Here is a 26178-nt window from a genome sequence, read left to right as displayed (position 1 = left end):
TCCAAACGACAATGTCGTCCCTGCCTAGTGCGCAATTGCGCACGGGCGCAGGGACCCATACGCCGCGGCACCAATTGTTTTGGAAGACGTCAGCCATCGTGCTCTTATCGACAGGACAACGCGGTATGGGTCCCTGCGTTCGCAGGGACGACGTAGAGTCTTAATCCCCCACAAACTCCTCGCGCCGATACCTTGCGCATACAGCAACGCCGTGAGATAGCCGTCGTCGATCCATACGTCCGCCGGCCAGCGTCACCGCAAGTTCTTCGGTAGCGATACTCAAAATGGCTCACGTCAGCGAGACCACGGCCAGAAAGTGGATTGGCTCAAGGCGAAGCTTCGATCGCTTGACTTCAGGTATCTTGCTGTAGTGCTGTAGCCATAGTTCAAGAAAGCGGTCGAGGTCGACCAGTTCGATGTGAACGGCGCCGTGGCCTGCTTCGCGACGCGCCTCCCGTGAGAAGCCGCCGGAAGAAACAAACAGGCCAATTTCCCGATCGCCCCGAATGATGCCTCGAAGTGCCGCGACATCTTCACGCGAAGCTGTCTGGTCTCGATGCTTTACTTGAACGCGGATATGCGGCGTCTGCGCGCCCAGCGGATCGATATAGGCAAGGATATCCGTTCCTCCATCCGAGCCTGGTTTTGAAACGGTGCTGGTGGCGTATCCCATCCCTTCAAGCAAGGCCGCCACGAGGTTCTGAAATTCGTAGCCCGAGAGGGTGTCGAGATAGGTGTCGATTTCTTCGCGCGCCTTCTCCTTGGCATCTTCGAACAAAACCGAAGTGTCGAGTGGCGCCGTTTCGTCGGCAGCGTTTGCAATTCCGGCGTCCGGCTTGCCCTTCGGGTGGCTCCAGCGCCATTCGCGGTAGCGGGATCGCATCAGCCGCTTGAGTTCGTAATCCGGCAGCGTCACGAACTTCTGGCCTTCGTCGGTCACACGCCATCGTCCGTCCGACTTGACGAGCAATACAGCCTTCGTCGCAGCGACAGAGTGGAAATGCAGGGCGGCTCGCCACCGCGGCAGCCCCGATCCCTTCATCGTCTCCTTGTCGAAATCATCCAAGGGCAGCTTTGATTCGATCTCCGCGTAGATGTCGCGTGGGCGCATGCCGTCCGGGTGAGCCCTTAGAAGTCCAAGCACGAATTTGATGAATGAAACGCCACGATCAACCGTCTTAGGTTGGCTCATTGCGACCCCTTAAGATGCTCATTCGTAGCAAGCTACTTAAGGTTGCTCATCGTCGCAATAGGTTCACGTTGCTGGCGTGAGCAACGAACCGATTTCAATTAGTCCGCGAACTCCTCGCGCCGATACCCCTGCGCATACAGCAACGCGGTGAGGTCGCCGTAGTCGATCCGCGCGGCGGCGGCAGCCGCGACTGCCGGCTTGGCGTGATAGGCGACGCCGAGCCCCGCCGCCTGGATCATGCCGAGATCGTTGGCGCCGTCGCCGGTCACCAGCGTGTCGATCTCGTCGAGGTCGAAGGACTCGCGGAGCTCGATCAGCGTTGCCAGCTTGGCGGCGCGGCCGAGAATCGGCTCGGCGACTTCGCCGCTGAACTTGCCGTCGCGAACCATCAGTTCGTTGGCGCGGTTCTCCTGGAAGCCGATCTTGGCGGCGACCGCATGGGTGAACAGCGTGAAGCCGCCCGAGATCAGGCAGGTGTAAGCGCCGTTGGCGCGCATGGTCATCACCAGCTCCCGGCCGCCCGGCGTCGGCGTGATGCGTTTTGCCAAGACCTCGTCGACCACGCCGACAGGCAGATCCTTCAAGAGCGCAACGCGCTCGCGCAGCGCCGGCTCGAACTCGATTTCGCCGCGCATCGCCCGTTCGGTGATTCCGGCGACATGCGCCTTCAGCCCGGCGAAATCGGCCAGCTCGTCGATGCATTCCTGGCCGATCATGGTGGAATCCATGTCGGCCAGAAAAAGCTTCTTGCGCCTGAAAGCTACAGGCTGCACGACAATGTCGATCGGCAGGTCGCCGCGCGCCTGTTGCAGGCGGGCTTCGATCGCCTTGATGTCATCAGGGCTCTTGACCCGATAGTCGAAGGGAATGTCGACTGCCACCTCGTCGAACAGCCATTGCGCCGTTCCCGGCGAGGGGAGAACGGCCAGCGCGCCGTCGACGATGGTGGTGTCGAGCGCGGGATTGGCCGGGTTGCAGATAAGGGTGGCGACGAGGGACATGCAGGCGAATTCGCTAATGTTGAGCAAGGCCGTGCTTATCGCAGGGCCGACCGCCAGCGGCAAGTCGGCCCTGGCGCTCGAATTGGTGCAAAAGGCCGACGGTATCATCATCAACACCGATTCCATGCAGGTCTATCGCGATCTCCGCATCATCACGGCGCGGCCGACGGTGGAGGAGGAGGCCCGCGCGCCGCACCGGCTCTATGGCCATGTCGACGCGTCAGTCAATTTCTCGGCGGGCGCCTGGGTGGTGGACGCTGCCAAAGTGCTAGCGGAGGCGCGGGCGGAAAAGCGCTTGGCCGTCTTCATCGGGGGCTCGGGCCTGTACTTCAAGGCGTTGACGCGCGGTCTTTCCGCGGTGCCGCCAATCCCGGCCGAGGTGCGCGAGGCTGTTCGCGCCCGGCTGGAACGTGACGGTGTCGAAGCGCTGCATGCAGACCTGGCGCGGCGCGATTCCGTCTCGGCCGAACGCCTGAAGCCGCGCGACCGCACACGGATTGCGCGCGCGCTGGAGGTCGTGGAGGCCACTGGCCGTACGCTGCCGGACTGGCATCGCGAAGGCCTGCCGCCGCTGCTGCCGCCGCGCGAATTCACCGCCCTGTTCCTGGCGCCCGAACGGGACCAGCTTTATGCGCGGATCGATGCGCGGTTCGGCACGATGCTGGACGCCGGCGCGCTGGAGGAAGTCGCGGCGCTTGCCGCGCGAAAGCTCGATCCCCTGCTGCCGGCAATGAAGGCCCACGGCGTGCCCGCGCTGATCCGCTTCCTCCGCGGCGAAATCACGCGCGAACAGGCCGCCGAAATCGGCCGCGCCGACACCCGCCATTACGCCAAGCGGCAATTCACCTGGTTCAGGCATCAACTGCCGGAGTTCGAGTGGGTGAAGCCGGAGGCGGCGAGGGAGTGGGTGGAAAGCCATCTGCCGTAGCCCGGGTGGAGCGCAGCGCAATCCGGGATTCGTCCAGCAACCACCGGCCCCGGATTTCGCTGCGCTCCATGCGGGCTACGAGCCTCCCCGCATGGCTGCACGCATAAAAATCCCACTCGCCGAACCGCCGGAACACAGTTACACTGCCTAAATCGCGCAAATGGCGTCCTTCCCTTGACTTTCGGGGACCGGGCGGTATAACCGCGCAACCTTTGGGAAGTCCGAGCCGCCGAATGCGCAATATTATTACCAAACTCCTTATCGTAGTCGTACCCAGGCGCACCGCCGGGGGTGGCTGAGGCCATCCCAAATTCAGGCGGTGTGCATGGGGCCTCTCGGGCCCTTTTTTTATTCCCTAGAGCATGATCCGGAAAAGTGGGAACCGGTTTTCCGAAAAGATCATGCTCAAACAAGAAGATAGAGCGAGATGAAGTTTCGAAGAAACGTCATCTCGCTCTAGACCTCGAAACCGAAGAAAGCCGCGCCAAACAGCGCATCCGGAGCAGACCATGACCGACAAGAGCCACGATCCGAACCAGATGACCGGCGCCGCGATGATCGTGCGCGCGCTCATCGATCATGGTGTCGAGCACCTGTTCGGCTATCCCGGCGGCGCGGTGCTTCCGATCTATGACGAGATTTTCCAGCAGAGCGACGTCGAGCATATTCTGGTGCGGCACGAGCAGGGCGCCGGCCATGCGGCCGAAGGTTATGCGCGCTCGACCGGCAAGCCCGGCGTGGTGCTGGTGACGTCAGGTCCCGGCGCCACCAACATGGTGACGCCGCTGACGGACGCGCTGATGGATTCGATTCCCCTGGTCTGCATCACCGGGCAGGTGCCGACGCATCTGATCGGCAACGACGCGTTCCAGGAATGCGACACCGTCGGCATCACGCGTCCCTGCACCAAGCACAACTGGCTGGTGCGTGACGTCAACGATCTCGCCAAGGTGCTGCACGAGGCGTTCTATGTCGCGACCACAGGCCGTCCCGGACCCGTGCTGGTCGACGTGCCCAAGGACGTGCAGTTTGCAACCGGCACCTATCATCCGCCGCGCAGGGACGACGTGCACGTTTCCTACACGCCGCGCGTGAAGGGCGATGCGACGCAGATTCGCAAGGCCGTCGCGCTGCTGGCTTCGGCCAGGCGGCCGGTGATCTACTCCGGCGGCGGCGTCATCAATGCCGGACCCGAGGCGTCCAAGCTGTTGCGCGAGCTGGTCGAGGTCACGGGATTCCCGATCACTTCGACCCTGATGGGCCTCGGCGCCTATCCCGCGACCGGCAAGAACTGGCTGGGCATGCTCGGCATGCACGGCACCTACGAGTCCAACATGGCGATGCATGGTTGCGACGTCATGCTGTGCGTCGGCGCGCGCTTCGACGACCGCATCACCGGCCGCGTCGATGCGTTCTCGCCGGGCTCCAAGAAGATCCACATCGACATCGATCCCTCTTCGATCAACAAAAACATTCATGTCGACGTGCCGATCATCGGCGATGCCGGCAACGTGCTCGGCGATTTGCTGCAGGTGTTCAAGGCGGAGGCGAAAAAGCCCGACATCAAGAGCTGGTGGCAGGAGATTGCCACCTGGCGCGCACGTAATTCGCTCGCCTACAAGAAGAGCAACGACGTCATCCTGCCGCAGTATGCCATCCAGAAACTGTTCGAGGCGACGCGCGGCCATGACACCTACATCACGACCGAAGTCGGCCAGCACCAGATGTGGGCGGCGCAGTTCTTCGGGTTCGAGGAGCCGCACCGCTGGATGACGTCGGGTGGTCTCGGCACCATGGGCTACGGCCTGCCGGCAGCACTCGGCGTGCAGGTCGCGCATCGCGACAGCCTCGTGATCGATATCGCGGGCGACGCCTCGGTGCAGATGACGATGCAGGAGATGTCGACGGCCGTTCAGTTTGAATTGCCGATCAAGATATTCATCCTGAACAACCAGTACATGGGCATGGTGCGGCAGTGGCAGCAGCTCCTGCATGGCAACCGGCTGTCGCATTCTTACTCCGAGGCGCTGCCGGATTTCGTCAAGCTGGCCGACGCCTTCGGCTGCGTCGGCCTGCGGGCGATCAAGCCTGGCGATCTCGACGGCGCGCTCAAGGAGATGATCAAGGTCAAGCGCCCGGTGCTGTTCGATTGCCGCGTCGCTGCGCTGGAAAACTGCTTCCCGATGATTCCGTCCGGCAAGGCGCATAACGAAATGCTGCTGCCGGCGGAAGCCACCGACGAAGCCACCGCCGCGGCGTTCGCCGGCGGAAAGGCGCTGGTGTGAGGTGAGACCGCAAAATGTTTGACCTCGAGGAGCTCGAACGCGCGCACGAAATCGTGGGGCAGGCGGTGCCGCCGACGCCGGCGCACGCGTGGCCGTTGCTTAGCGAGCGGCTCGGCGCTGATGTCGTAGTCAAGCATGAGAACCACACGCCGATCGGCGCCTTCAAGGTGCGCGGCGGGCTGGTCTATCTCGACCGGCTGAAGCGGGAGCGGCCGAATACGCCCGGGATCATTTCCGCCACGCGCGGCAATCACGGGCAGAGCCTCGCCTTCGCGGCCGGCCGCCATGGCGTTCCGGCCGTGATTTATGTGCCGCGCGGCAATTCGGTGGAGAAGAACCGCGCCATGCGCGCGTTCGGTGCCGAACTGGTCGAACATGGCGAGGACTTTCAGGCGGCAGCCGAAGAAGCTGCGCGCCACGCCCAGTTCGCCGGCCTTCACATGGTGCCGTCATTCCATCCCGACCTCGTTCTCGGCGTCGCGACCTATGCGCTCGAATTGCTGCGCGCGGCGCCCGACCTCGACGTGCTCTACGTGCCGATCGGGCAGGGTTCTGGCATCTGCGGCTGCATCTTGGCGCGCGATCTGCTCGGGCGCAAAACCGAGATCGTCGGCGTGCAGTCGACCGAAGCGCCATCCTATGCGCTGTCGTTTGCGGCCGGCACGGTCGTGACGACTGAGTCCAGCAACACGCTGGCCGACGGCATGGCCACCCGCGTTCCCGTGGCCAAAGCGCTTGCGGTCATCCGCAAGGGCGCCTCGCGCATCGTGCAGGTCACGGACGATGAGGTCGCCGCGGCGGTGCGCGCCTACTGGACCGACACGCACAATCTCGCTGAAGGCGCGGGCGCGGCTGCGCTCGCCGCCGCGCTGCAGGAAAAGGCAAAGCTCGTCGGCAAACGCGTCGGCCTGATACTGAGCGGCGGCAATATCGATTTCGATTTGTTCCGAAAATGGATCGGGACGGACATCACTGCTACCGCCCAACGGGCGATGGCGTGACGAGAGGACATTTGAGGGGACGATAATGAACCAGCCCGCATCCGCCTACTTCCTGGAAGAGCGCCATGATCCCAACGAGACGCACACGCTCTCGGTCCTGGTGCAGAACGAGCCGGGCGTGCTCGCGCGCGTGATCGGGCTGTTCTCCGGCCGCGGCTACAACATCGAGAGCCTCACGGTCTCTGAAACCGAAAGCCAGAAACATCTCTCCCGCATCACCATCGTCACGACGGGCACGCCGATGGTGATCGAGCAGATCAAGCACCAGCTCGACCGCATGGTGCCGGTCTATCGCGTCGTCGACATGACGATCACCGGCCGCTCGATCGAACGGGAGCTCGCCATGGTGAAGGTGCGCGGCGGCGGCGACCACCGGGTCGAGGCGCTGCGGCTGGCGGATGCGTTCCGCGCCCGCGTGATCGACGCCACCACCGAGAGTTTTGTGTTCGAGATCACAGGCAATTCTTCCAAAATCAGTCAATTCATCGACCTGATGCGCCCGCTCGGCCTTGTCGAAGTGTCGCGCACCGGCGTTGCCGCGATCGGGCGCGGGCCTGAGGGGATGTGAAACATGCTGGCGCGGGACTGGTATTACAATCAAAGGCGGCAACTCGGGCTCGATTCCGCGGTCGCCTCGATCTACGACCGGCATGACGACAGCGACCTCCGCGCCCGCGCGGCGCTGACCATGCTCGGTGTGCAGAAGGGCTGGCGGGTGGCCGATATAGGCTGCGGCAACGGCGTACTGGCCTGCGAGGCGGCGCTGCTGGGCGCCGAAGTCGACGCGATCGACATTTCGCCGGCGATGCTGGCGCTCGCCAACATCCAGGCCCGCGACCGCAAGGTGGCGATCCGCACCCAGCCGGCCGGCATGCTGAGCTTCGCCTACCAGCCGAATTCCTATGACCTGATCGTCAGCGAATTCACGCTGCACCATTTGCCGGATTTCTGGAAGGCGGTGTCGCTGGCAAGAATCTATGCGGCGCTGAAGCCCGGCGCCAATTTCTACCTGCGCGATATCGTGTTCGTCAGCACGCCCGACGGCACCGAGCGCGATGTCGAGCAGTGGGCCGATTTCACCATAAAGAACCACGATTTCCAGCGCGAGGGCGTGGTCACCCATATGCGCGACGAATACTCGACCTTCGGCTGGGTGATCGAGCGCATGCTGACCGATGTCGGCTTCACGCTGGAATCGGTCGACTATCACGCGCCGCTGCACGGCACCTACCTCCTGCGCAAACCGAAGCCGGACCAACAGAGCTAAGAAAACCAACAGAGCCAAGAACCAACAGAGCCAAGAAAAATGAAACCGGCCGATGTTTGCATCGCCGTCCTGGTGGCGGTGATCTGGGGGCTTGCCTTTGTCGCGAGCCGGATCGCGCTCAACGAATTTTCGCCGGAACTGATGACGACGCTGCGCTTTGCCATTGCCGCCTTGCCCTGTCTGTTCGTGGCGCGGCCGAAGGTTTCATGGACGGTGCTAGTCTCGATCAGCTTCACTTTGTTCCTCGGCCAGTTTCTGGCGCAAGCTTTTGCCATCGCCCTTGGCGTTCCCGTCGGTCTTTCCAGCGTGATCGTGCAGAGCCAGGCGCTGTTCACCATCGGCTTTGCCGCGCTGCTGTTCCGCGAGTGGCCGGGCGCATGGCAGACGGTGGGCATCGGTGTTGCCACGATTGGCCTGCTGATGATCTGCGGCACCGTCGGTTACGATTTCAGCGTCGGTGCGTTTGTGATCTTGATGATCTCGCCGCTCAGCTTCGCGGCCGGCAATCTGTTGCTCCGGCGCGCGCCTGATGTGCCGATGTTCGACCTGTTCGCGTGGCTGTGTCTGGTCGCGGCGGTCCCGCTGCTTGCGCTGACGCTGGTCAGCAATGGCCCGCAGCCGACCTGGCATGCGCTGACCCATATGTCGCTGACCGGCCTGATGTGCATGATCGGTCTCGGCGGGGTCTCCACCAGCATCGCCTACTGGCTGTGGGGGAGGCTGCTGCGCGACTACCCGGCGGCGCAGGTGGTGCCGTTCGCGCTGCTGGTGCCGTTCGTCGGTTCCGCCGCCTCGAGCGTGGTGTTCGGCGAAACCTTTGGACCGCTGCGGCTCGCCGGCATGGTCACGGTGGTGGGTGGCATTGCCGTCATGCTGCTGTCGAAGCGTCCCAAGACTTCAGAAGATTCGGCCTTAGAAAAACAAGTTCTGCCAAAGATCGCGTGAGGCCCCATGTCGCATTCGCTCCTGATCGCCTTCGTCATGTTCGCCACGGTGATGTTCTTCACGCCGGGGCCGAACAACATCATGCTGCTGTCGTCGGGGCTGACCTACGGCTTCCGTCCCACCATCCCCCACATCATGGGCATTACGGTCGGCTTTGCCTTCATGGTCGGCGCGGTTGGCCTCGGGCTCGGGACCATCTTCATCGCCTATCCGATTTTGCAGACCGTCCTGAAATATGCCGGGGTGGCCTACCTGGTCTATCTGGCCTGGGCGATCGCGATCTCCGAGCCGCCCTCGGCCGAGCAGGACAATGCCCGCGGCCGCCCGATGACGTTCTGGGGCGCGGCCATGTTCCAGTGGGTCAACGCCAAGGGCTGGGTCATGGTGATCGGCACCATCACCGCCTATGCGGCGATCGCCGCTTACCCCTGGAACATCGTGATCCAGGTCGGGCTGAGCCTGCTCCTGGGTATCCTGTCCTGCACCACCTGGGCTCTGTTCGGCACCGCGCTGCGGCCGGTCCTGACCTCCCGGCGGGCGGTGCGGGCCTTCAACATTGTTATGGCGGTGCTGCTGCTGGCCTCGCTCTACCCGGTCTTCATGGACGCATGATGCCGCACCGCGCCATGCAGAAACGGGTTTCCCCTCGGGGGGAAAATGCTCTAGACAACGCCGGAAATTCGCGGGCGACCGGCGGTCCCACTTAACCCAAATGCCTGATTAACCGGCCGATTTGGCCATCGATTAAGGAAACGACCCATGCGTGTTTATTACGATCGCGACGCCGACCTGAACCTGATCAAGGGCAAGAAGGTCGTCATCGTCGGCTATGGCAGCCAGGGCCACGCCCATGCGCTGAACCTGAAGGATTCCGGCGTCAAGGAAGTCGCGATTGCGCTCCGCAAGGGTTCGGCCTCGGCCAAGAAGGCGGAAGCCGCAGGCTTCAAGGTGATGGAAGTCGCCGAAGCCGCCAAATGGGCCGACCTCGTCATGATGCTCACCCCCGACGAGCTGCAGGGCGACATCTACCGCGAGCACCTGCACGACAACATGAAGAAGGGCGCAGCCCTCGTGTTCGCCCACGGTCTCAACGTCCATTTCAACCTGCTCGATCCGCGCGCCGACCTCGACGTGCTGATGATCGCGCCGAAGGGCCCCGGCCACACCGTCCGCTCGGAATACCAGCGCGGCGGCGGCGTGCCCTGCCTGATCGCGATCGCCAAGGACATCTCGGGCAACGCCCATGACCTCGGCCTGAGCTACGCCTCGGCAATCGGCGGCGGCCGCGCCGGCATCATCGAGACCACCTTCAAGGAAGAGTGCGAGACCGACCTGTTCGGCGAGCAGGTGGTGCTCTGCGGCGGCCTGGTCGAGCTGATCAAGGGCGGCTACGAGACGCTGGTCGAAGCCGGCTACGCCCCGGAGATGGCCTATTTCGAGTGCCTGCACGAGGTGAAGCTGATCGTCGACCTGATCTATGAAGGCGGCATCGCCAACATGAATTACTCGATCTCCAACACCGCCGAGTACGGCGAATACGTCACCGGCCCGCGCATCGTGACCGCGGAGACCAAGGCCGAGATGAAGCGCGTCCTCGCCGACATCCAGGGCGGCAAGTTCGCCCGCGACTGGATGCTGGAGAACAAGGTCAACCAGACCTCGTTCAAGGCCACCCGCGCCAAGCTCGCCGAGCATCCGATCGAGGAAGTCGGCGCCAAACTCCGCGACATGATGCCGTGGATCAAGAAGGGCGCGCTGGTGGATAAGACAAAGAACTAGGGCTTGATCCACGCTCGAAGTGCGAGATCGCGCAAGCGCGATCTCGATGATCAAGAAGGGCGCGCTGGTCGACAAGACCAAGAATTGATGGTGTCGTTCCCCGGATGCAGCGCAGCACGCAAGTGATGCGCTGCTGGTCCGGGGTCCATCTCGCGAAGCGGTTCTGGCTCTGCGGCGCATCGCTAACGCGCTGCACCGCGTCCGGGACGCGAGAGTATGCAGTGGCCGGTTCGACGATGCACTACCGGCATACCAAATCTTAAACCTTGATCGGCATTATCCGGCGAGATCGCGAACGCGGTCTCGCCGTTTCTTCGAAGAATTGTTGGCTCGACTATATTCTTGAACGCGTCGCACCGAGTGTGCCGCCCGAGCCGAAACGAAGAGCTGACGCTTCATGCACATTCTTGGTGCGAAGCAATTCAACAAATACATTAGCGACGGAAAAGCCAGCGTTTACCGAGTCAAAGCGCAGTTACTTAATCTGCGCTCTCATTCGTGAAACGAGATCGACGGTGCTTTGAACAAGCAGGACCGGTATCCGTTTCCTCGCTCCGAACGTCTCACGTGTTGGATCAGCAGCGAACCCGGCCTCGACCTTGCGTCTCTGCGGAGTGATGCGCGTTCCGTCGTCGGAACGTGCGACAGTCTCCAGCATTGCGTGGCATTTACTGGGCCGGGAAGTCGCCTCTGTCGCGGACTAGGATTTGGATTTCGCGACCGTGGCCGTGTCCCCGGGAATCACAATCCAGTAGTTTCTGCCGTTGTATCGGGGATCGGTGTTGTCGCTGGACGAGAACATAATGCCGAAATCTTTCCAGTGGGCATATCGGCCCAGACCAATGTCCTCGATGGTATGGTGTGCGCTGTAGGCCGGTCCTAGCGCCTTGTCGTTCTCGTAGAGAATAACCGGAGACCTCTGGTTTTGTGGATCGCTGTCTTCCAGCGCCCGCAAGCCCGGCGGCCCCCTGTAGAGGAACATATGTTTGGTCTTGTCGCTGCCGAAAAGTGTCGCACCACTTACAAGCAGCGCGCCGGGCTTCGGCGGCTGCGGAGCGGAGGGGGCGGTCCAAAGCGCGACAGGCAAATAGGCTGCAAAGACAGCCAACGCCATGCCAGTCACCTTTGACGTTTGGTGACGCTCGATCATGTGTCTGGCGGGAAAAAGTACCGCATGGTGAAGCGAGCCGCGAGCAGCAGCACCACGAGGGTGACCGTCGCGCAAATGAGAAGTTCCAGTTTCATTCGGTTATTGCAGCCCCCTGCACCACGAGTCGGATCATAGCATTCTAACCAAACCGCGAACAACCTTAAATAGTTGCTCGGATGCCTCACCCGGGGCACAGCCTGACTCGGGCGACGCCGCAACGATCGCGTCGACGTTCCAGGCCAAGCCCGCGAATCCAAACGGCCGGCGACGATTTCAGGGTGGCAGTGACGTTCTTGCGGGCCTCGGCGGCGCCGACTTTTATCGGTGGGGGTGCGGGTGCCGATACGGCAGGTTCATTCCGGGCTGGACGGCCAAGACGAAATCATCACGATCAATGGAGCCACCGCCAGCAGCATCCATGCCAGTGATGATCAGTTCCTGGCATCGTGCTCATTCGAACGGAAATGCCGGGCCCGGGGGCGGCGTGCTCAACTCGCCCGGATGATCGGTTCCTTCTCGATCTTGTTGTGAAGCTGCCAGAAGCGGACGGTGCGCTGCGCCGTCTCCATCGACAGCTTGCGGAAATCACGTTGCGCGACCTCCAGCGTCTGTTCGCTGATCGGAGGCTTTACGGGCCGGTTACGCAGAATCGACTCGACCGTCGGCCAGTTCAGGCGTGCTGAGCGACAGGGGATGAGGATCAGGTCGGCGCGGGGCCCTTCCATCAGCCTGGCTGTCATTTCGACCGGCATGTCGTTGAGGACGGCAAGTGCCACGGTGACCTCGTCGAACTTGTTCGATTCGGCGAACTTGTAGACCGCCGCGTCGTCCAGTTCGTTCAGCCCCTTCATCAGCTTCACGTATTCCTCGGCAACGCCGAAGCTGCGGCTCGAAGGCGGTGCCTCGCGGGCAATCTCGTTCAGGACCCGTTTGATCTCTTCCTGGACTGTGGGCGGCGCGATGGCCAAAAGCCGGGCGCGGACCGCGTCCTTGGCGCGGCGCAACAGGTCAGCAATGAACTTTGCCGGGAAATCGGCGCGCAGGCCGAGGATTTCCACCAGTTCGTCGTCCGCGCCGGCGCGGGCGACGATCGTGGAAAAGCCCTGGTCGGAGAACTTGGCGCCGGCGTTGTTGGCGAGTTTTCGGATCACTTGGTCTTCGCCGCGGCCGACGATGACGTCGGTCACGGCCGCAGGCAGTTCGGCACGGCCGGAAATGGCGAGCAGGTGGTCCTGCCCCTTGCTGCTGGCGATCTCGACCAGCACCTCGGTCCCGAGCCGGCTGGAATTGGCAAGCACATTGCCGGCGACCTCGATCTCGTCGTCCCAGGCCAAATGCTGGATCACCTCGAACGGCGCGTAGTCGAGCGGCGCCAGCCGCCTGGAAAGTTCGGCCTTCGCCCGCGTTTCGACGCGTGCGATCAGGAGGCAGAGCACGTCGTCGAAGACCTTGACCTGGTCGTCGCTGAGGCGTTCCCCGTCATTGAGGAACAGATCGGTGACCTGCCGCAGGGTTTCCACCCGTCGGGCAGACGAGCCGCCTCTGACGGCATCTTCAAGTTCGGCAATGATTGAGTGCGCCGGCTGTTGCACCATTGTGGGCAGCCTGTCTGGTTGTTGAAGGGTTGGCGCGCACAATGACAAGCCGAGCCTTACGCCCGCGTTAAAGGCGCGGCCCGGTAGAAATAAAGATTGACTGCGCCTGAAATGGGCAATCGGTTGGCGGCGGCGTAACAAGCGCGTCGGCGTCGAAGCAGGCCGCGCATTGCCAACGCCGCGTTTCGAATTGCTTTACCAACGCGATTGGGACGTATGCGGCGATTTCACGCGATAAATCGCCGATGTCGAACCGGATCTGGCATGTGCCGCCGCTTCCGGTATCTTGATCCGGCTGCTATCCTCTCCAAACCGTTCCCGGGAAAGATCGAATAGCAACGTGCCGAACAAGACGCCGTCAAGGCTGGCCGCACCCGCGGAGGAAGTTCACCAAGCCGGTGCTTAAGCATTCCTTCACGACGAACTCCATTAAACCTCTCACAAGGGCTTAAGGTCATGAGATCTGTTGTCATCACCGGGGCATCCACCGGCATTGGCTGGGCCAGCGCCAAGATGTTGCTCGACCGCGGTTTCCGCGTGTTCGGCAGTGTGCGCAAGCAGGCCGACGCCGACCGCCTCAGGAGCGAGTTCAGCGCGAACTTCACGCCGCTGATCTTCGACGTCACCGATGAGGCCGCCGTGCTGGCCGCCGCGCGCGAGGTGCGCAGCGTCCTCAATGGCGAAACGCTCGCCGGTCTGGTCAACAATGCCGGCATTGCGGTCTCCGGGCCGGTGCTCGAACTCGCCGCCGACGAATTCCGCCGCCAGATGGAGGTCAATTTCATCGGGCCAATCATCGCAACCCAGGCTTTCGGACCGCTGCTCGGCTCCGATCCGGCCCTGAAGGGACCGAAGGGACGGATCGTGATGATCTCCTCGGTCTCCGGCAAGAGCGGCAGCCCGATGACGTCAGCCTATGCCGCCTCGAAGCATGCGATCGAGGGACTGTCGGAGAGCCTGCGCCGCGAACTGATGCTGTTCGGGATTGACGTCATCATCATTGCGCCGGGCGCGGTGAAGACACCGATCTGGAGCAAGGCCGAGGAGGTCGATATCTCTCCTTACAAGAACTCGCCGTATTTTCCGGCGCTGGAGAAAATCCGCGCCTTCATGCTGAACCTCGGCGCCACCGGATTGCCGGCCGAGAAGATCGCCGAAAAGGTTTTTGACGCGCTGACGCTGCAAAATCCCAAGGTGCGCTACATGATCGCGCCGGATCCGATGCGGCAGTTCATGGCGGCGGTGCTGCCCAAGCGCACCCTCGACCGGATCATCGCCAAGCGCCTCGGGCTGATGCCGCAGGGATGAGCACGATGGATGCGCGCGCGAAAGAACTCGAAAGTTTCGGCCGCCAGTGACGACGGGAAAGAGCAGAGCGGAACTGAAGCAAATCGCCGACGCGGCGCTTCGCAGCCAGCCGGGATGCGAAACGGCGTCCGTGCCGACGGTGCGGAGCTTGCCCAACATTCGCGAGGGTCGGAACTGGGAAATCCCCAACGTGGTGCTTGGCGACAGCCTGATCAGCGACGTCGACCGGGCGGTCATCACCGTGCATCGCCGGCTGGGGCGGAAATATCATCTGGTCGGGGATGACTAATTCACCCCGTCCGCACGGTCGTTTGCGCACGCGGCGCCATCGCGATCATCCGCAATGCGAATACCGCGGCCAGCGGGATCAGGAACAGCGCGTAGAGCGGCATGTCGGGAATCCGCTTGCCGAACGACACCATGAACTGGAACAGCAGGTAGTAGCCGCCGATGAGATGCAGCCGGCGCCAGGCGCGCGCGCCGATCGCAGCCGCGGTACGGTCGAACGAGGTGGCCGTCATCGCGATGATGAAGGCGTAGCCGATGCCGCCGAAGATGTAGGACGCGATCGAGGTCGCCGCCGCGTATCCTGCGGGATCCATCAGAGCGAAGGCTAAGATGGCGACCGCGTGGATGGCGTGCGAGGCCGCAAAGCTGACGCCGAGATAGCGGCGGTTGCGGCGCTGCCATCGCGTCCATGCGTTGGGCCACAGCCGGGCCAGTGCGGCGGCCGAGAAGGCAAGGCAGAACAGCACCAGCGAGGTCCGTGCGGTGAAGCGGATCACCATCCGCACGCCGTCGACCTCAAAATCCCGCATGCCGGCGATCCAGATGCTGAGTGCGAGCAGTGTCAGCGACAGCAGGGCGAACAGCCGCCAGCCATCGAACCAGTTTTGACGCGTCGGCATGTTTCGCCCCCATTGTTTGCGCCGCCATTGCTAGCGAAGCGAAGCAATCCATTCTTTCTTGACGTGGCGAGATGGATTGCTTCGCTGTGCTCGCAATGACGCGGATGGTGATGTAATCACCAGTTACATGTCCATGGCCCGTTCGGTCAATCCGTGTAATCGGTGCTTACATTCACAAGGCGGTGATGGTAGGAGAGGGCATGCGTCCTGCCGCCAAATCTCCTGCAGCGAAAGCGCCCACGGCCAAACCGAGCCGCCGCGTTTCGCGAGCGCCAGCGCCAAAGCCATATCACCACGGCGATCTCCGGCGGGTCCTGATCGACGCCGCGCTGCAATTGGTCGGCGAAGGCGGGGCGGACGCGGTCAGCGTCCGCGAGGCCGCCCGCCGCGCCGGCGTCTCGCCGGGAGCGCCGTTTCGACATTTTCCGAGCCGCGACGCCCTGATGCAGGCGGTGGCGGAGGAGGCGCAGCGGCGGTTCCGCGCCGAGATCGAGGCGGCGCTGGCCGAAGCGCCGGCTGGCGATCCCCTGGCGCGGTTTCGCTGCCTGGGACTGGCCTATCTGCGCTGGGCGATGCGAAACCCGACGCATTTCGAGGTCATCTCCAGCCGCCGGCTGTTCGATCACGACAAGGCGGCTGGCGTCTCCCGTAACAATGCCGAGTTGATCGAACTCACCGAGCGCACGCTCGAGGAGGCCTTTGCGGCGGGCCAGCTCCGTTCGGGTGACCTCAAGGCGGTTCAGATCGCCGGACGGGCGTTAGTCTATGGCTTTGCCCGGATGAATATCGACGGTCACTTTCCGCGGTGGGGCGTCGCAGGCCCCGAGGCCGAGCAGACCGCCGAGGCGATCCTCGACCTCTTTATCGAGGGCATTGCGGACCGGCCCTAACTCCTGCCGTCATTCCGGGGCGCGAAGCGAACTATGGTGCGCAATTGCGCACCTGAGAATCTCGAGATTCCGGGTTCGATGCTTTCGCATTGCCCCGGAATGACAAGCGCCAAATTTACCCTGCGGTGTTGGCCCGGCGGCAAATTCATTGCGCGTTCATGACGAAACCACTACGTTTTTATGACACGACACAGGTTCCGGATGGGTCGTGCGTCTCCTGGTCGTCACCAGCCAAGGCTTTGCATTGCGCCGGGTTATGTTGCGTATTCACCCATGGCGCCCGCGCCAAATCCAGGGCCCTCCGCCACCACCCTCGTTGCCGGCCTTGCCGCCATCGGGTTCTGGCGGCTTTCGGCTGTCGCTGCACCGCACATGGCCGCGCTGGTGGTCATGCTGGAGACCGAAGCCGATTTCGGCGGCCGCATGGGTTTTGCGCTGGCCTGGGGCATCCTGAACTTCTGCTTTATCGCGCTGCTGCGACGCCCGGCGCTGTCGGGCGCGCTGTCGCTGACGATGGTCGTGCTGCTGGTGCTGCTGTCACGGCTCAAGCACGACGTCGTGCAGATGACCGCGAATTTCGTCGACCTGATGGTGATCGACCGCGACACCGCGGCCTACCTGTTCACGATCTTTCCGAACTTGCGCTGGAGCGTGGTCGGCGCTGCGCTGGTCATCCTGCCGCTGATGTACGCGCTGTGGTGGCTCGATCCGTTCCGCATCCGCCGCCTGCCGGCAGCCGCCGGCCTGCTGGCCTGTCTTGCCGCGCTGACCGGGCAGGCCATGACCTGGCCGGACGAAGCCTGGCGCGGCTACTACGACGACGGCTATCTCTCCAAATTCGCCCGCTCGGGCGTGACAGCGGTTTCCGACTTCGCCAATTACGGCTTCATGGAATCGGAGGCCGTGACGGCCGAGCGGTTGAAGATGCCGCTGGTCGATTCCTGTCATGTCGCCGGCCGCCGCCCGCACATCATCATGATCCATGACGAGTCGAGCTTCGACATCCGTCAGGCCAACGGCGTCAAGGTGCCGCCGGGCTATGGCAGCCACTTCAAATCCTTTGACGGCCGCGAGCGCAAGTTCATGGCCGAAAGCAGCGGCGGCGCAAGCTGGATGGCCGAGTACAACGTACTGGCGGGCCTGTCGTCGCGCTCATTCGGCCGCTTCTCCTATTTCGTCACCCGCATCGCGTCGGGGCGGGTCGAGCGCGGGTTGCCGCTGGCGCTGCGCCGCTGCGGCTACAGCACCCTCTCGCTTTATCCGGCCTACGGCGCTTTCATGGGCGCGCGCGGCTTCCAGAGTTCCACGGGTATCCAGCACTTCTACGATGCGCGCGATCTCGGCGCGAAGGGCATCGAGCCGGACAGCTTCTTCTACGACAAGGCCGTGAAGCTGATCGCCGAGCAGCCGGCCAATACGCCGCTGTTCACTTTCGTCTATCTCGCCGCCAATCATTTCCCCTGGGAAACCAAATTCCGCCCCGACCTGCTGCCGGCGTGGAGCAAGCCCGGCAACGCGCCGGTGGTCGACGAATATCTGCGCCGCCAGACCATGAGCGCCGGCGACTATGCGGGCTTCGTCGCCAGCCTGAAGAAGAAATTCCCGGCGCAGCCGTTCCTGATCGTTCGCTACGGCGACCATCAGCCGGAGTTCTCGTCGAACCTGCTGGATCCCGGCCTGGACGAAGCCAGGGTCGCCCGCAAGTTCGACACCTACGACCCGCGCTACTTCACTACCTATTACGCGATCGACTCCATCAACTTCGAGCCGGTGAAGAGTTCCGCCGTGATGGACACGATCGACGCGCCCTATCTGCCGTTGGTAATCCAGGAAGCCGCCGGCATTCCGCTCGACCCGTCCTTCGAGGAGCAAAAGAACATCATGCTCCGTTGCAAGGGTGTATTCTACGCCTGCAAGGACGGCGCCGAGGCGCGCAGGTTCAACCGGCTATTGATCGAGGCAGGTTTCATCAAGGGGCTTTAGGACGCCGATATGTCTGCGATTGCTGAACCTGGAATGAGCGAAAGTACCGTCGCGGAATCGCGCGGTATCAGGTTCTTTGCTCTCGCTGGCCTGATCGTTGCTGTCCATCTCGCGGGGCTCGCGGTTCTGCTCTCCACTGAATACGGACCGTTTGCGATCACGCTGTCCGTGCTGGCGTGGGTGTTCCTGAACTGCTTCCTGCTGGTCGTGCTGCAGCGGCCCGGAATCTGCGCCGCGCTGGCGCTGGCTCTCATCGTGATCCTGATCGCGCTGTCGTACTTCAAGTTCGGAATTCTGCAGTTAACGCTGACATTCCTCGACTTCCTGATCATCGACCGCGATACGTTTTCGTTCCTTCTCTCGGTATTCCCGCGCTTGCAGTTGCAGTTGGCCTTGGCTGGCCTCGTTGCGGTTCCGCTGTTGTGGCTGGTCTGGCGTTTCGATCCGTTCCGCGTGCGCCGCCGCTTTGCACTGACGGGCGTGGCGGCGAGCGCCGCGCTGATCGCGGCGATGTCGGTCGCCTCGCCCGAGCAGGCATGGGAGCCGTTCCAGGGCGTCAATCACATTTCCAGTCTGGCGCGCTCCGGCGTGGTCGCGGTGTCGCGGCTGGCTTCGACCGGGTGGATCGAGGTCGATCCGCCGGCGAACGGGCCGCTCAGCCTCGCGCGGGACGCCCGCGCCGCCGGCCTGCCTGCGCTGCCATCGGGCGAGGCTTGCGACGACACGGCCAAGCGGCCGCACATCATCATGCTGCTCGACGAGTCGAGCTTCGACATCTCGGCCGCGCCTGGCATCAAGGTGCCGCAAGGGTACTCCGATTACTTCAAGTCCATCGACGGCAAGCAACGGACCATGATCGCGGAGGCAACCGGCGGCCCGACGTGGTACACCGAATTCAACGTCCTGACCGGCATGTCGGCGCGGTCGTTCGGCGATCTGAAGTTTTATGTCACAAGGATCACCGCGAACCGTGTTGCGCGCGGGTTACCGCAAGCGCTCAAGCGTTGCGGATACAAGACCTTCTCGCTCTATCCGACCTATGGCAACTTCCTCGGCGCGCGCGCATTCCAGAAGGGCGCTGGCGTCGGCCACTTCATCGACATGGCGGATATGGGCGTCGCCCAGGATATGCAGCCCGACAAGTTCTACTTCGATCAGGCCTTGAAGGTATTTGCGCGGGAGCAGCCGCAGCACGCGCCGGTCTTCATGTTCGTCTACCTCACGGCCAACCATTTTCCCTGGACCGACGTCTATCGGCCCGACCTGACACCGCCGGACTGGACGCCACCGGGAAACACGGCGGAGACCGACGAATATATTCGTCGCCAGGTCATGACGCAGAACGACTACCGCGAATTCATCGCTGCCCTTAAGCGCGACTATCCGGATCAGTCGTTTCTGGTGCTGCGTTTCGGCGATCACCAGCCGGCCATCTCGCAAAAGCTGCTTGAGCCCGGCATCGATCAGAAATTGCTGGCGAAACGCTTGATGGCAGCCGATCCGCGCTACTTCTCTACCTACTACGCGATTGATGGCATCAACTATCGGCCGGGCGACCTCTCGTCGGCGCTTGATACGCTCGATGCGGCCTACATTCCAATCGTGATCCAGGAAGCCGCCGGCATCCCGCTCGATCCGTCGTTCGAGGAGCAGAAGAAGATCATGCTTCGCTGCAACGGCGTGTTCTATGCCTGCCGAAAGGGCGCCGAAGCGAGACGATTTAATCGCCTCCTGATCGATGCCGGGCTGATCAAGGGGCTTTGAATTCCACTCTATCCACGTCATTGCGAGCGCAGCGAAGCAATCCATCGCGCGGCAAGCGGAGGCATGGATTGCTTCGTCGCTTCGCTCCTCGCAATGACGAGGAGAGGCCGCGGCACACAACAACCTCCTATCTCTTCCCCACCTTCTCCCACAGCCACTGCGCTACCGCGTCCGGCGAGCTCGTCGCGTCATTGCCGGCGGCGCGCAGATTGGCCTCGCGCATCGTGGCGATGTCGATCTTGCCGAGCAGCGGGGTCAGCGCCTTGCGTAAGCTATCGTCATTGGCGCGCTTCGGCGCCAGCAGCACCATTGCATCATAGGGCGGGATCGCGCGTTTGACGTCACCCAGAACAACCAGATCATATTTCGCGATCAGCCCGTCGCTGGTGTAGCCGGCGATGACGTCGACCTCGCCGGAGGCGACGGCTGCATACATGAAGTCCGGCTGCATCTGCCGCTGGCCGCGGAACGACAGGCCGTAGGCCTTGCGCAGCGCGGTCCATTCGGGGCGCGAGAAGAATTCATAGTCGCCGGCGATCGACATGTTGGCCGCGCGCGAGGCGAGGTCGGCGATGGTGCGGATGCCCAATTGCTCGGCGCGCTTGCGCGGCATCACCAGCGCATAGGCGTTCTCGAAGCCGAGCTCGCCGAGCAGCGTGATGTTCTGCTTCGCCAGCATCATCTTCAGTTCGGCCAGCAGCACCTCTCGCGGCCTGATGTCGTTGCGCTGGAACTGGTTGGCCCACAGCGTGCCGGAATAATCGACATAGACGTCGATATCGTTTGCCGCCAGCGCCTCGAAGATCACGTTGGAGCCGAGGCCTTCGCGCGTCGTCGCAGGGAGCGAGGCGGCTTTCAGCCGCTGCGCCATCAAGGCCGACAGCACATATTGTTCGGTGAAGGTTTTTGCGCCGATGACGTAGTTGGTCTGCGCGCGCATCATCGTCGGCACCAGCGTGGCCGCGACCAGCGCTGCGATGCCGGCGCCGCCCAGGCCTGCGCGCAGGCGGCTGCGGATACGCAACCCGCTTTCGATCAGCGCCAGCAATTGATCGACCGCCAGCGCCAGCACGGCAGCGGCAAGGCAGCCGAACAGCACGAACACCCAGTTCTGGGTCTGTAGCCCCGCAAAGATGTAATTGCCGAGGCTGGTCTGGCCGATCGGCGTCGACAGCGTCGCGGTGCCGATCACCCAGACCGCCGCGGTGCGGATGCCCGCCATCATCACCGGCAGCGCCAGCGGCAATTCCACGGTGAACAGAGATTGCCGCGGCGTCATGCCGACGCCCTGGGCTGCTTCCAGGATCGCAGGCTCCACGCCCTGCAGGCCGGTGATGGTGTTGCGCAGCACCGGCAGCATCGAATAGAGCGCCAGCGCCAGCACCGCGGGCAAAAATCCAAACGCGGAAAAGCCAAAGCCGAACCACGACAGCGACAGTGCCGCGAGCGCCAGCAGCAGCGGATAGAACAGCGCCAGCAGCGCCAGTCCCGGTACCGTCTGCACGATGCTGGCGAGCCCGAGCAGCGCGCCGCGCGCTACTCGACGATTGCGTACCGCAATCGCGAGGGGCAGGCTGACCAGAAGTCCCAGCGCCAGCGCGGCGACGCTGACGCGGACATGGCTGCCGAGATAGTCGGGTAGATGACTGAATGCCTCGCTCCAGCGCGGATCGGCGAAGATGCTCATGCCGCACCGCCCCGCGGCAGCAGGGCGCCGAGCCGCTCGGCCTGCCGCCGCGGCGTGCGCAGCAGTTCGCCGACATAAGCATCGTCACTTTCGGAAAGCTCTGGCGGCGTGCCCTGCGCCAGCAGCCGGCCGCCGCCCATCACCGCGATCCGGTCGGCGAGCAGGATGGCTTCGGTCATGTCATGGGTGATCATGACCGTGGTCAGGCCGAGCGTGCGATGCAGCTCGCGAAAATCGTCGCCGAGCGCATCGCGGGTGAGCGGGTCGAGCGCGCCGAACGGCTCGTCCATCAGCACAATGCGCGGTTTTGCGGCGAGCGCGCGCGCCACGCCGACGCGCTGGCGCTGGCCGCCGGAGAGTTCGTGCGGCAGCCGGTCGCGGTATTCCGCCCGGTCGAGCCTGACAAGGTCGAGCAGTTCATCCACCCGCGCGGAAATCTCCGCAGGCGGAGTGCCCGTCAGCTTCGGCGTAATGCCGATATTGTCGGTGACGGTCAGATGCGGAAACAGTCCGCCACTTTGAAAGACATAGCCGATCCGCCGCCGCAGCAGGATCGGATCGACGCTGCGCACGTCTTCGCCCTCGACCGTGATCGAGCCGGAATCCGTCTCGATCAGCCGGTTGGCGAGCCGCAACAGCGTGGTCTTGCCCGAGCCGGAGCCGCCGACGATGGCCAAAAATTCGCCCTCGGCGACCTCGAGCGAGACGTCGTCGACAGCCACCACGCGGCCGCCGTCAAAGGTCTTGCCGACTTGGGTATAGGCGATCAGTGGCGTGGCAGGCATCCGGTGCGGTTCCAACCCTTGGCTCTTCCTTACGGGTACAGTGATAGCCGATAAATGGATCGTCGTAAGCCGAGCGCTGGATCTTTTATGCCCATGGGGGGATCCAGGAGGAGGCCAGGGCTGTTGGCGCAAGGCGGATACTGCCGACCCGCGCCGACAAACGCCCCGGGGGGGTGGACGCGGGGCGCGCGGATGCCGTTTCAGGGATCACGCGTTTCGGCCGCGCACATCCGAAGATTGTTGCAGTTTTATCGAAAGATGGCTCGCGTTTTTTAGCGGCTTTTAAAGTACGCGCGCAGGCTACTTGCCTGGCAGTGCATCGCCTCAAGGAGCTACGAGTTGGTTTGATCACCGACGACATCAGGGGGCCGGCTGTCATGGATCATCATGCGCAAACAAAGCAATTCACCCCCGGACACGCTCCCACGTTTGCTGCAGACGGAGATATCCAATCCATCGACCCCGGTCATGACGCCAAGGGTCTGCAGCGCGATCTGGACGATCAGCTGAGGCCGGATGTCGACGAGCCGGTAAGTGGTGGTTCCTCTGACCAGGAGTTGCCCGCGCGGTCATGGTCCCTGATCCTTCGACGGGTGCTGAAGGTCGCCGTCGGCCTCGCCATCGTTGCCGTGTTCGGATGGCTGCCGCTCCGGGCCATCTGGCAAACTTCCAGCGTCGAGGCGGTGGTCAACGCCAGGCTCGTAACGCTGAGGTCGCCGATCGACGGGGGAGTGAGCGCGAAGTCCGGCCCTTCCACCGCATTGAGCGTGGTGAACGAAGGTGAGGTCATCCTTCGGGTTGTCAACACGCGAGGAGATCGGGCCCGTTTGGACGATCTAAGGCGACAAATGTCCCGACTGGAGAACGAGCGGCCAGGCCTCGCAGCCAAACTGGCCTCGGCTCAAGCCGCGCAGCAGGATCTCGCCCGGCAGTCCTCCCAGTTCAGGGAAGGCCGCATGCTTCAGCTGGAGGCGCGGATCGCTGAAATACAGTCGGCGATCGAAGCCGCCGTGTCGCGACGGGAAGAGGCGACGGCGTCTGTGGAGCGGGCATCGTCGCTGATCAGGTCGGGCAGCGTCTCGACCGTAGAGCTCGCAAGGTTGACCCGGGAACAATCAATCGCTCAGCAGACCGAGATCGGCGCCCGCCGAAGGCTTGATGCGGCCAAGGTCGAGCTGACGGCCGCGAAGAACGGCACATATCTGGGCGACAGCTATAATGACCGGCCGAGTTCAGTCCAGCGCGAAGAAGAGATGCGGCAGCGCGCAGGAGATCTCAAGGCCGACCTGGCGCATGCGGATGCCGAGATCGCGTGGCTGTCCCAGGAGATCGCGTCCGAACAGCAGCACTATATCAGCCGATCGGAAGCAGACATCAGAGCGCCGGTGACCGGCCGGATCTGGGAGAAAATGACGTCGCCGGGCGAGGATGTCCGGGCCGGACAGGCGCTGCTGAAGCTGCTTGATTGCAGCAGCGCTGTGGTGACCGCAAACGTCACAGAAGGCGTCTACAACCGGCTCCAGCTGGGTGACCAGGCGAGTTTTGAGCCGAACGACGGCAGTCCGGCGATCCAGGGGACGATCGTGAATCTCACCGGCTCATCCGGTGCGCCCGCGAATCTGGCCATCAATCCCGACGTGCTCGGCAAAGAACCATATCGTGTGACGGTTTCGATGCCCGGCATTGATACCACAGGCAAGGATTGCGCAGTCGGGCGCACAGGAAGGGTCGTGTTCAACTACGGTGCGCCAAAGCCATGATCTCAGCGTTCGCGCCAGGCCTGATCGCGCTCGGTGCCTGCATCGCCCTCCTGCCGTTGCTCAGACGCGACAGCACCCTCGCCCGATCATTGATGACGGGGATGTCGCTTGTCCTGTTGATCCGGTACTTCGCGTGGCGCGTTACTTGGACGTTGCCGCCACCGGGGCTTACTGCCGATGCTCTCGTCGGATACCCGTTCATGCTGGCGGAGGGTGCCTCGCTGGTTGCCGTCAGCCTGTCGCTGCTATTCCTCAGTCGAACGATCGATCGCTCTGCCGACGTGAAGGCTGGATCAAGGCGAGCCGCAGCGGCTGCGCCGGCGCCGCTCGTCGACGTCTTCATCTGCACCTACAATGAGGAGAAGGCGATCCTGGAGCGTACGATCATCGGCACCACGGGGCTGGAATACGGCAACTATCGCGTTTGGGTCCTGGATGACGGACGACGCCTGTGGCTCAAGCGCCTGACGGAAGAACTCGGCTGCCACTACCTGACCCGCCCGGACAATGCGCACGCCAAAGCCGGTAACATCAATCACGCGCTGCGCCACGTGACGGGACTGCACGACAAGCCGCAGTTCATCTCCATCCTGGATGCCGACTTCGTTCCGATGCCGGATTTCCTCGCGCGTGCGACTAGCTTGATGGAGGACAAATCCGTCGGCGTGGTGCAGACCCCGCAGCATTTCATCAATCCTGATCCGATCCAGTCGAATCTCGCCGCCGCCGAAGTGTGGCCCGACGAGCAGCGGTTTTTCTTCGACATTCTGATGCCCGCCAAGGACGCCTGGGATGTTGCCTTCTGCTGCGGCACTTCGTCGGTGATCCGCGTTTCAGCCCTCATGCAGATCGGCGGTTTCCCGACGGACTCGGTGACCGAGGATTATCTCGTCACGCTGCGCCTGAAGGAACGTGGCCATCGCACCGTCTATCTGAACGAGAGGCTCACGCTCGGGTTGGCGCCCGAAGGACTTAAGGAATACATCACGCAGCGCGGCCGATGGTGTCTCGGCATGATGCAGATCGTGCGCGGCCGCAGTGGGCCGTTTTCCTTGCGATCAAACCTCGGATTCATTGATCGGCTTTCACTCGTAGACGCCTTCATGAGCTGGGCCGCGGTTTATGGGGCGAAGGTGTTTGGCCTCGTCGTGCCCTGGCCGTTTCTCCTGTTCGGGATCAAGGCGGTTTATGCCGATCTTTTCGAGCTGTTGAGATACTTCCTGCCTTTCTACGTCTGGCACGCATTCACGATGGCCTGGATTTCGCGTGGCCGTTCGATGGTGATCATGACCGATGTGTCGCAGTACATCGCGGCGCCCGCGGTCCTGAGGGCGGTCGTCGCGGGCCTTGTCAAGCCGCGGGGGCACAAGTTCAGTGTGACTGCCAAAGGCGGCAACCGCAGTCAGAAGTTCGTGGAGTGGTCGCTGCTGCGGCTTTACGGGTCCGCGCTGTTCGTAACCTTGCTGGGCATCGCCTATGCCTTCATCCTCAATTTGAAGGGAGAGAACATCGCTTACGGCGGACTGGCGCTCGCCTGGAGTTTGTACAATAGCCTGGTGCTGGCGATCGTGTGTTTCATCTGCATCGAGCAGCCCCGTCGTCGCAAGGCCGAACGCTTCGAGCGGGATGAACCCGTTCTCATTCACCTGGGAAGGACCCCGCGGCTGGTTCGCATGGCGGACATCTCGATATCAGGTGCCAGGTTCATCGATCCTGCGCCGCCGCCGGTGGGGACCGTCATCAACTGCAATGTGTACGGCCAGGACGTATCCGCAGCGGTCGTGCGGCGAACCGTCGACGGTTTTGGCGTTCGATTTGAAGAAACCGTCGCAACGCGCGTGCGGGTCGTGCGCGGTTTTTACGCAGGAGAGTATGTTCGGGCTGTTCGCGATGTCAGAGCGGCCCCTGTCGGCAAGGCTCTTCTGATGCGCCTGTTTAATTGAATGGAGT

At 63.0% G+C, this 26178-nt stretch carries 22 protein-coding genes; 15 read left to right on the top strand and 7 right to left on the bottom strand.

Annotated features, from left to right (window positions below; translation table 11 throughout):
• Positions 1-289: 289 nt before the first annotated feature.
• Positions 290-1192: a restriction endonuclease gene (locus C7G61_RS15035; protein WP_108515367.1), complete on the bottom strand. Its 903-nt coding sequence runs from the start codon at positions 1190-1192 to the stop codon at positions 290-292.
• Positions 1193-1290: 98 nt separating this feature from the next.
• Entirely contained in the window at positions 1291-2193 is a 903-nt protein-coding gene (gene serB / locus C7G61_RS15030) for a phosphoserine phosphatase SerB (protein ID WP_108515365.1), read from the bottom strand.
• Positions 2194-2209: 16 nt separating this feature from the next.
• On the opposite strand from serB, the gene miaA reads away from it, so the two are divergent.
• From miaA to ilvC, 8 genes are all read left to right on the top strand, one after another.
• Positions 2210-3121: a tRNA (adenosine(37)-N6)-dimethylallyltransferase MiaA gene (miaA, locus tag C7G61_RS15025; protein WP_244608307.1), complete on the top strand. Its 912-nt coding sequence runs from the start codon at positions 2210-2212 to the stop codon at positions 3119-3121.
• A gap of 509 nt (positions 3122-3630) precedes the next feature.
• Complete coding sequence (locus C7G61_RS15020; protein WP_108515361.1) at positions 3631-5406, top strand: acetolactate synthase 3 large subunit; 1776 nt, start codon at positions 3631-3633, stop codon at positions 5404-5406.
• A 14-nt stretch (positions 5407-5420) separates the two neighbouring features.
• Positions 5421-6407, top strand: a complete 987-nt coding sequence (locus tag C7G61_RS15015) for a threonine dehydratase (RefSeq protein ID WP_108515359.1) — start codon at positions 5421-5423, stop codon at positions 6405-6407.
• Between the two features lie 25 nt (positions 6408-6432).
• Positions 6433-6975, top strand: a complete 543-nt coding sequence (ilvN, locus tag C7G61_RS15010; RefSeq protein WP_108515356.1) for an acetolactate synthase small subunit — start codon at positions 6433-6435, stop codon at positions 6973-6975.
• Between the two features lie 3 nt (positions 6976-6978).
• Positions 6979-7674, top strand: a complete 696-nt coding sequence (locus C7G61_RS15005) for a class I SAM-dependent methyltransferase (protein WP_108515354.1) — start codon at positions 6979-6981, stop codon at positions 7672-7674.
• A 39-nt stretch (positions 7675-7713) separates the two neighbouring features.
• A complete protein-coding gene (locus C7G61_RS15000; RefSeq protein WP_108515352.1) occupies positions 7714-8619 on the top strand; it encodes an EamA family transporter in 906 nt (301 codons plus the stop codon).
• Positions 8620-8625: 6 nt separating this feature from the next.
• A complete protein-coding gene (locus C7G61_RS14995; protein ID WP_108515350.1) occupies positions 8626-9231 on the top strand; it encodes a LysE family translocator in 606 nt (201 codons plus the stop codon).
• Between the two features lie 147 nt (positions 9232-9378).
• Complete coding sequence (ilvC, locus tag C7G61_RS14990) at positions 9379-10398, top strand: ketol-acid reductoisomerase (RefSeq protein ID WP_108515348.1); 1020 nt, start codon at positions 9379-9381, stop codon at positions 10396-10398.
• Positions 10399-11098: 700 nt separating this feature from the next.
• Here the strand turns inward: ilvC and C7G61_RS14985 are convergent.
• Both C7G61_RS14985 and C7G61_RS14980 read right to left on the bottom strand, forming a co-directional pair.
• Positions 11099-11512, bottom strand: coding sequence for a hypothetical protein (locus C7G61_RS14985; RefSeq protein ID WP_145963623.1), 414 nt, complete (start codon positions 11510-11512; stop codon positions 11099-11101).
• A 524-nt stretch (positions 11513-12036) separates the two neighbouring features.
• Positions 12037-13143, bottom strand: coding sequence for a DUF2336 domain-containing protein (locus C7G61_RS14980; protein WP_108515344.1), 1107 nt, complete (start codon positions 13141-13143; stop codon positions 12037-12039).
• A gap of 456 nt (positions 13144-13599) precedes the next feature.
• On the opposite strand from C7G61_RS14980, the gene C7G61_RS14975 reads away from it, so the two are divergent.
• On the top strand, positions 13600-14451 hold the full coding sequence (locus C7G61_RS14975) for an SDR family oxidoreductase (protein WP_108515342.1): 852 nt from the start codon (positions 13600-13602) through the stop codon (positions 14449-14451).
• Between the two features lie 148 nt (positions 14452-14599).
• Positions 14600-14740, top strand: a complete 141-nt coding sequence (locus tag C7G61_RS47210; protein ID WP_338026082.1) for a hypothetical protein — start codon at positions 14600-14602, stop codon at positions 14738-14740.
• Position 14741: 1 nt separating this feature from the next.
• Here C7G61_RS47210 and C7G61_RS14965 read toward each other — a convergent pair whose 3' ends face one another.
• Positions 14742-15359 carry a hypothetical protein gene (locus C7G61_RS14965; RefSeq protein ID WP_108515337.1) on the bottom strand — a complete coding sequence of 206 codons (618 nt, stop codon included), beginning with the start codon at positions 15357-15359 and terminating at the stop codon, positions 14742-14744.
• A gap of 200 nt (positions 15360-15559) precedes the next feature.
• On the opposite strand from C7G61_RS14965, the gene C7G61_RS14960 reads away from it, so the two are divergent.
• The 3 genes from C7G61_RS14960 to C7G61_RS14950 all read left to right on the top strand — a co-directional run bounded on the left by C7G61_RS14960 (position 15560) and on the right by C7G61_RS14950 (position 19996).
• Positions 15560-16249, top strand: a complete 690-nt coding sequence (locus C7G61_RS14960) for a TetR/AcrR family transcriptional regulator (protein ID WP_108515334.1) — start codon at positions 15560-15562, stop codon at positions 16247-16249.
• Positions 16250-16522: 273 nt separating this feature from the next.
• On the top strand, positions 16523-18232 hold the full coding sequence (locus tag C7G61_RS14955; protein WP_108515332.1) for a sulfatase-like hydrolase/transferase: 1710 nt from the start codon (positions 16523-16525) through the stop codon (positions 18230-18232).
• A gap of 33 nt (positions 18233-18265) precedes the next feature.
• Entirely contained in the window at positions 18266-19996 is a 1731-nt protein-coding gene (locus C7G61_RS14950) for a sulfatase-like hydrolase/transferase (RefSeq protein ID WP_244608306.1), read from the top strand.
• 127 nt (positions 19997-20123) lie between these two features.
• On the opposite strand, the gene C7G61_RS14945 is transcribed toward C7G61_RS14950, so the two are convergent.
• Together C7G61_RS14945 and C7G61_RS14940 are read right to left on the bottom strand one after the other, a co-directional pair.
• Positions 20124-21683 carry an ABC transporter permease/substrate-binding protein gene (locus C7G61_RS14945; RefSeq protein WP_108515327.1) on the bottom strand — a complete coding sequence of 520 codons (1560 nt, stop codon included), beginning with the start codon at positions 21681-21683 and terminating at the stop codon, positions 20124-20126.
• On the bottom strand, positions 21680-22468 hold the full coding sequence (locus C7G61_RS14940) for an ATP-binding cassette domain-containing protein (protein WP_190241830.1): 789 nt from the start codon (positions 22466-22468) through the stop codon (positions 21680-21682). Before C7G61_RS14940 ends, C7G61_RS14945 begins: the two co-directional genes overlap by 4 nt.
• Positions 22469-22845: 377 nt before the next feature.
• Between C7G61_RS14940 and C7G61_RS14935 the strand changes: the two genes are divergently transcribed.
• The gene (locus C7G61_RS14935; RefSeq protein WP_108515707.1) at positions 22846-24228 is read left to right on the top strand and encodes an HlyD family secretion protein; all 1383 of its coding nucleotides are present in this window, start codon (positions 22846-22848) and stop codon (positions 24226-24228) included.
• A complete protein-coding gene (locus C7G61_RS14930; RefSeq protein ID WP_108515323.1) occupies positions 24225-26171 on the top strand; it encodes a glycosyltransferase in 1947 nt (648 codons plus the stop codon). The genes C7G61_RS14935 and C7G61_RS14930 overlap by 4 nt, the downstream gene beginning before the upstream one ends.
• Positions 26172-26178: the final 7 nt, after the last annotated feature.

The sequence above is a fragment of the Bradyrhizobium algeriense genome, assembly GCF_003062295.1.
In the GTDB taxonomy this organism is placed as follows: Bacteria; Pseudomonadota; Alphaproteobacteria; order Rhizobiales; family Xanthobacteraceae; genus Bradyrhizobium; species Bradyrhizobium algeriense.
The sequence above is the reverse complement of the archived record's forward strand: the minus strand, read 5'-3'. Positions and strand labels throughout refer to the sequence as shown.